Source organism: Citrobacter sp. Colony219, assembly GCF_019382635.1.
Taxonomy (GTDB): Bacteria; Pseudomonadota; Gammaproteobacteria; order Enterobacterales; family Enterobacteriaceae; genus Citrobacter; species Citrobacter youngae.
Genome location: NZ_CP080033.1, coordinates 688,751 through 691,259, shown reverse-complemented (window position 1 = coordinate 691,259; position 2,509 = coordinate 688,751). Strand labels below are relative to the sequence as shown.

General features: G+C 57.7%; 1 protein-coding gene and 2 pseudogenes. 2 read left to right on the top strand and 1 reads right to left on the bottom strand.

The features are described 5' to 3' along the window. Positions 1-601: pseudogene (locus JTI85_RS21225) on the bottom strand (hybrid sensor histidine kinase/response regulator); the annotation flags it as partial. A gap of 114 nt (positions 602-715) precedes the next feature. On the opposite strand from JTI85_RS21225, the gene JTI85_RS03055 reads away from it, so the two are divergent. Together JTI85_RS03055 and JTI85_RS21220 are read left to right on the top strand one after the other, a co-directional pair. Then, positions 716-2,239, top strand: a complete 1,524-nt coding sequence (locus tag JTI85_RS03055) for a sugar ABC transporter ATP-binding protein (protein ID WP_219352101.1) — start codon at positions 716-718, stop codon at positions 2,237-2,239. Further along, positions 2,232-2,509 (top strand): annotated as a pseudogene (locus JTI85_RS21220) (ribose ABC transporter permease); the annotation flags it as partial. The gene JTI85_RS03055 and the pseudogene JTI85_RS21220, both read left to right, overlap by 8 nt.

Sequence of the window (2,509 nt, the reverse complement as noted above, 5' to 3'; positions counted from 1 at the left end):
CGTCCAGTTGTTTCACCACCGAACGCGGCGTGGGCGTGTCAATGGCGGCAACAATTAAGCGGTCCATCTGCCCCAGCAGCACATCGTCCTGCGCGCCGGTGAGCTTTTGCAGATGACGTAAATAGCTTTGATTCTGATACAGCGAACTGAGCAGCGCGTTACGTTCCTGGTGCCGCCGCTGACCGCGCTGCAACATCCCTTCCACGCTGCTTTGTAGCTCCTGGCTGCGCTGGATAATTCGCTCGACCAGCACCGGCTCCTGCTGCGCCAGCGGCGCGGTAGCCAGTTGTTCAAGCGACTGCTTCAGCGCCCGCTGCGTCTCCTGCAGCCGCTCCGCTTCACCTTTGTATTCCAGTGCGCCAACCACCTGCGACAGCCGCACCGCCGCTGTCGCCACGTTCGCCGTATCACGCGCCAGATTCATGCTGCCGGTCATGTCGTCAACGGTTTGCTGCTGCACCTGCTCCTGGATCTGGCTGGCATGCTGAAATCCCAGCACCGCCACACCGCTGACCATCAGCGTGACCGCCACCACCAGCAGATTAAAGAACAGTAATCGTCCACGCGCACTGGCAAAAAAGTGACGTCCCGGTTGCGGCATATCACGCTCCGTGAAGAAAAATCGCAATATGACAAATATGAACGGCTTCTGACATTTTGCATTTACATTCCTGTGATGGACTGCTGATATCGGCCACCCCACAGGAGATCCGCCATGAGCAGGACACCGGTTCTGGAGATGCGCAACATTGCCAAAGCGTTTGGCAAATTTTACGCGCTGAAAGGGGTCGATTTAACGGTCTGGCCGGGCGAGATTCATGCCCTGATGGGCGAGAACGGTGCGGGGAAAAGCACCCTGATGAAGATCCTCGCGGGCGCCTATACCGCCACCAGCGGTGAAATCCTGATTGACGGTCAGCCGTTTCACATTCGTGGGCCAAAGGATGCGCTGAGCGCAGGCATCACGCTGATTTACCAGGAGATGCAGCTCGCGCCAAACCTGACGGTAGCGGAAAATATCTTTCTTGGCAGCGAGCTGTCGCGCGGCGGTCTGATCCAGCGTAAAGAGATGGTCATGCAGTCACAGAAAGTCATCGACCGACTCGGTGCCCAGTTTAAGGCCAGCGACCGTGTGATGACGTTGACCATCGCCGAACAGCAGCAGGTTGAAATTGCCCGTGCCCTGCACCGTAACAGCCGCATTCTGGTGATGGATGAACCCACCGCCGCCCTCTCCTCACGTGAAACCCACCGCCTGTTTGAACTGATCATGCGCCTGCGCGATGAGGGGATGGCGATTATCTACATCAGCCACCGCATGGCGGAAGTGTACGAACTCTCCGATCGCGTCAGTGTCCTGCGCGACGGGCAATATGTTGGCAGCCTGACCCGCGACAAGCTCAACGCCTCGGAGCTGGTGCGCATGATGGTGGGCCGTCCGTTGAGCGATCTGTTCAACAAAGAGCGCGACATTCCTTTGGGTAAAGCGCGCCTCAACGTCCATCACCTTACCGACGGCCATAAAGTCCAGCCGTGCAGCTTACTGGTACGCTCCGGGGAGATTGTCGGCCTTGCGGGCTTAGTCGGCGCCGGGCGTTCTGAACTGGCGCAGCTGATTTTTGGCGTGCGCAAAGCCATCGGCGGCATGATTGAAGTGGACGGTGAACCGGTGGTGATCCACTCCCCGCGCGAGGCTATTGACCACGGCATTGGCTTTCTGACGGAAAACCGCAAAGAGCAGGGATTATTTTTAGAGCTGGCAGCGGCAGAAAACATCACCATGGCAACGCTGGAACGTGACGCCAACTGGGGCATGCTCGATCGCAAAAAGGCGCAGGCGATTTCCGATGACGCCATCAAATTGCTCAACATCCGCGTGCCGCATGCACAGGTCCGCGCAGGCGGCTTGTCCGGCGGCAACCAGCAAAAGCTGCTGATTTCGCGCTGGGTGGCGATCGGCCCACGCATTTTGATCCTCGATGAACCGACGCGCGGCGTGGACGTCGGTGCCAAAAGCGAGATCTACCGGATCATGAACGAGATGGCGCGCAAAGGCGTGGCGATCCTGATGATCTCCAGTGAATTGCCGGAAGTGGTCGGCATGAGCGACCGCGTGTACGTCATGCGCGAAGGCAGCATTGCCGGCGAGCTGGACGGGAAAAGCATTACCCAGGAAAACATTATGACGCTGGCAACCGGCGTGAACGACTCCCATCATCAGGCGGTGCCCCATGAATAATCCAACCACTCCCCAGCAGGTGGCGAAATCCGCCTCCGCAAAAAAAATGCTGATGAGCGATCTGATGCAAACGGTCGGTATCTTACCGATTCTCATCCTGATAGTGGCGGTGTTTGGCTTTATCGCGCCTAACTTTTTTACCGAAAGCAACCTGCTGAATATTACCCGCCAGGCGTCGATCAACATCGTGCTGGCCGCTGGCATGACCTTCATTATTTTAACCGGCGGCATCGATCTTTCGGTTGGTTCGATTCTCGGCACCACCGCAGT